Source organism: Candidatus Thorarchaeota archaeon, from assembly GCA_013388835.1.
Classification (GTDB): domain Archaea; phylum Asgardarchaeota; class Thorarchaeia; order Thorarchaeales; family Thorarchaeaceae; genus JACAEL01.
This window is the reverse complement of record JACAEL010000025.1, coordinates 1-3,944: the sequence shown is the minus strand read 5'-3', so window position 1 is coordinate 3,944 and position 3,944 is coordinate 1. Positions and strand designations below refer to the sequence as shown.

The following is a 3,944-nucleotide window of genomic DNA, read 5'->3' as shown; positions in this document are numbered from 1 at the left end:
GGCCCGCGTACGGGCGCAACTTCTGGCTCCTGTGATTCCCCACTGCGTGGTTCTGTCAGCAGGGAGGGCCGAGTGTGTTGGTGGCTTGACTCCCAATCAGTCCTGTGTGCTGAAGCCTACCAGTATCTCCTTCACTATGTCCCTTGCCGCAACCGATGCGATGCCGGTCGAGTCGAGCAGCGGATTCAGCTCTACTAGGTCGGCGAACCGAAGGCTACATGATGCGAAGCAGTCACGAATCAGCCGTACCAGTCCCGTCACATCAGGACCTCCCGACTCTGGATGAGACACGCCAGGCACTTGGTCCGGTCTCAACACATCAAGGTCTACCGTCATATAGACCGTGTCGACGCGGTCAGCAAGCTCTCTGATGGCAGAAGAGAAGGACTCGTGGTCGAAGCAGACGCTGGCACCCGCCTGTATAAGCTCGCGTCTGTGTTCGGAAAGTGCGGCCCGCATGTCGAAGGCGACGACTCTGCCAGCGTCCACGAACCCGCCATCGACTATCCTTCTCAGGGTCGTGGCATGAGACAGAGCGAGACCCCCGTAGTCACCGTAGTAGTCGGCGTGGGCATCAAGCCATATGAGACCGAGGTTGAGTCTGGTCCCTCTCTTGAGACCTTTCACCAGAGGGTAGGTCACGAAGTGGTCTCCGCCAATGAAGAGGAGTCTGCTGCTCCTACTGGCGAGCTTGGTTGCAGCGTCAGATATGTCGTACATGGCCATCTCCGGCACACGCCCCTCCAGTTCAAGGTCCCCGATGTCCTCCAGTGTCATGCTCTCAGAAAGGAGTACCATCTCTCGGTCTGGTGTGACATCAACAGAGAGAGGCTGGCTGTGAGACCTCTCTCTTGTCGTTGCACGCCGCACAGCGGCAGGACCGAACCTGCAACCGGGGTAGTAGCTGGAAGTCAGGTCATATGGTACACCTAGGACTCCGACATCGGGTTCGCCCGACTCGGGAGCGGGAATCCCAAAGAACGCGTCAGGTCCCTTCAGATAGCCTCTGAGCTCTTCACGTAGCACCATGAACACTCAAGAGTCAATCAGAAGTTGGTCAGATAAAGCAACCGAGGAGGACAAAAGAAGAGCGGGCCCGGCAGCTGCTGCTGCCAGGCTCATTATTCTAGACTTGATAGGTGCCGCCACCGCCACCGCGTCCACGGACAATGCCGAAGACACTGTAGAGGCCGACAAGCCCAACCAGACCCAGCACAAGCCCAGTATAGGGCATGCCATCCATGAGACCCTGAAGGATAGCGGAGCCGGGGGTAGCTGCGACAAGGACTCCATCGACGGGCGTAGTCTTCGTAAAGAAGTTCCCGTTGTAAGTGTAGTTCGCAGTGGCCTTGGGGAAGGTGTACTTGCCTTCATTGGAGAACGACACAGTGTATGTCAGGGTCAAGGTCGCGCCAGGGGCTAGCGAGGCCGCATACGTGCTGGTAGTGCCGGTGACCGTGACCGAGGAGTACAGGCTGCCAACTCCTGTGTCTGATAGACTGATGTTCTCTATGGGCACAGACCCATTGTTCTTCAGAACTACTGTCACTGTCGTAGAGCCGCCTATCTCGGGTGATGCAGGCGCGAACGAGCGGGTCAGGGTGAGGGGTGGTGGGAAGTCATCAGACTGGAAGTGGACGACGTAGTCCGACTGAGCTCCGAAGTTAGTGGCATTCCACAACACCATCCCAGACTCGTTGTCGTAGAATGAGTAGTTTTCTGCATACGGCGTGATAGAGGTGACGTTGACGTTCTGAGGCAGGAGCATGAGGGCTATCGATATGGCTCCGCTCAGAGGAGTGAACGATGCCGTGCCGAACAGACTGGCCATGCCTAGACTTGTGCTCTCCGACGACACCACCTGTTCTCCGACGTACCCCGCCGCCGCAATCACTATCGGCTCGGTGACGTTGGGCAACTGGGATGTGAAGAACGAAGAGAAGGGCTGTTCAGTCAGACTCATGGGGGGAGGCGTTGATCCTCCTCCGCCAATCGACTCAACCAGATCGATGAGGAGTTTCACATCGGGGACAGCCAGAAGACCTGCTGCAGATGCCCTTGCGTTGACTATCAGGTCCTTGTTGATGCCATCTGCGAAGCTGCCATCGCGCATCACCTGGAACACGGCGTTCACAGCGGACTGGAACGAGTTGGTCACGGAGTAGAGGAAGATGTCAATGGAGTCGAATGGCAACGGCAACATCTCGGGCGGAACGCTGTTCTCATCGATTCGTAGGATCAGGAGATCAGCGAATGAGAACTGGAATTGTGTTGCCAGAAGCGTCAGAATCTGAGACATTCTGCCAGCTGCTACGCCCTCTTGAACATTGACAAAGGCCGTAGCAAGAAGATTGAACTCGGTGCCAATCATGTCGAAGATGCTTCCAGGGTTGAAGCCTTCCTGTGCAGGCAGGTACTGGTTCGACAGGCCATACATCAGCCCGCCTTCGCCCCCAGAGAGACCAATCATGTCAAAGACGTACTGGACGAGTTCTCCGTGGGTCGAGGCAAGTGCCATCACGACACAACCATCGTATATCGGGTTGTCAAGATCCAACTCCTGACCGAGGAATCCCATCTGGCCGTACATCACGACAGGGACTCCGTCAGGACCCAAGGCGACAAATGCGGCCTCTGCGCCCTGCATCAGGAGCTGTTCCAGGATGTCTTCGGGATTCATTTCTTGAGCAGGGATGAAACTGCTACTTGTCAGTGCAGCCACTGCCGGTGCAAGACCGAGGCAGAGGAGCAGTATGATTCCAAATGCGTGCTTGTAGTCTCTCATCTCTCATTTCTCCTTTGGCCGTATGATGCTACCAATGATGGCAGTGACAGTGATGACTATCACGGGCACCAAGAGATAGATCACGAATGGCATTATTATCGACTGCAGGTCAGGCATGCCACCTCCTCCACCCCCTGCAATCAGGGGTATGAGGTCAGTGATGGCGCTCTGAACGAGTGGGATTCCAAGGACGCTGGTCAGTGACTCACCTGGTGGGATGGGCGGGATGGTGCCCAAGTTGATTCCGCCAATGACGAGTTGGATGACGCAGTAGGCCAGAATGAGCAGACAGCTCAACCACGTGAAGATGGCCACGACGACAGCTCCACCCTTTGTACCTGCCATCATGCCCCCGACAAGACCCGCCCCGGCCCACACGGCCACCATGACGGGGTTGTTCAACGGGTTGACGAGCATTGCGTTTACCATGACGAAAGTTGGACGGACATAGTTTCCCAGCTGAGGAGCCAACCAGAGTACCAGTGTGTTGTACCCCGCGGGAAGGAGGTACCAACCGGCTGCCAACACTATCAGGAGTGCCAGCAACCAACCGAAGTACTTCGAACCGAATGGAATAGTAAGTGCCTCCGAGTTGAGTTTCTCCTCAGTCTATTGCGCGACATACTCTATTAACTCTATGTTGACAGTCTATGCGGTTGCAATGGCGTTGGCCAACAGACAGAAATAGTATCACGAAGAGAGGCACGTCAAGACACGCTGCCTGTTCGATTTGCTGATGTGCACTCATGAACACAAGCAACTAGTTGGGGGCGTGATAACGTCATGGAAAACGGGGACTCGAGACATACAGCATATGAGCTTCTTCAGCTGATGTCGTCCCTCAATGAGACCAAGAGAGCAATTCTGATGGCCCTGTCCCATGTCTTTCCCAAGTCCGTCAGCGGAGTCCAGCTGTGCCGGCTCATAGGATACAGCGGAAAGTCGAGAAGCCTCTACCGGGGCATTCTGGCACACCTCGAAGAAGACAAGTTGATAATGATAGACCATCTAACCCCGAGACTGTACGCAATCAGAATAAACAACGAACACCCTCTGCTGGCTCTGCTTGTCCGCATGTGCCGCGAGTTTGGTGACAGCGCAAGAGCAACATACCTGAGTGTGCTGGAGGACGACTACTGATGGATCCGCTACTTCAACG

At 55.6% G+C, this 3,944-nt stretch carries 4 protein-coding genes; 1 reads left to right on the top strand and 3 read right to left on the bottom strand.

The window, feature by feature from the left end; all coding sequences use genetic code 11:
* Window positions 1–96: 96 nt before the first annotated feature.
* The 3 genes from HXY34_05035 to HXY34_05025 form a co-directional block, all read right to left on the bottom strand.
* Window positions 97–1,029 carry an arginase family protein gene (locus HXY34_05035; GenBank protein NWF95483.1) on the bottom strand — a complete coding sequence of 311 codons (933 nt, stop codon included), beginning with the start codon at window positions 1,027–1,029 and terminating at the stop codon, window positions 97–99.
* Window positions 1,030–1,126: 97 nt separating this feature from the next.
* Complete coding sequence (locus HXY34_05030) at window positions 1,127–2,785, bottom strand: DUF11 domain-containing protein (GenBank protein NWF95482.1); 1,659 nt, start codon at window positions 2,783–2,785, stop codon at window positions 1,127–1,129.
* 3 nt (window positions 2,786–2,788) lie between these two features.
* Window positions 2,789–3,331, bottom strand: coding sequence for a hypothetical protein (locus HXY34_05025; protein ID NWF95481.1), 543 nt, complete (start codon window positions 3,329–3,331; stop codon window positions 2,789–2,791).
* 237 nt (window positions 3,332–3,568) lie between these two features.
* Here HXY34_05025 and HXY34_05020 point away from each other — a divergent pair, with 237 nt between their 5' ends.
* Window positions 3,569–3,925, top strand: coding sequence for a hypothetical protein (locus HXY34_05020; protein NWF95480.1), 357 nt, complete (start codon window positions 3,569–3,571; stop codon window positions 3,923–3,925).
* Window positions 3,926–3,944 lie beyond the last annotated feature (19 nt).

Bases quoted from the DNA above. Each gene is read 5' to 3' on its own strand.
- HXY34_05035 (NWF95483.1), bottom strand. From the start codon at position 1,029: ATGGTGCTACGTGAAGAGCTCAGAGGCTATCTGAAGGGACCTGACGCG.
- HXY34_05030 (NWF95482.1), bottom strand. From the start codon at position 2,785: ATGAGAGACTACAAGCACGCATTTGGAATCATACTGCTCCTCTGCCTC.
- HXY34_05020 (NWF95480.1), top strand. From the start codon at position 3,569: ATGGAAAACGGGGACTCGAGACATACAGCATATGAGCTTCTTCAGCTG.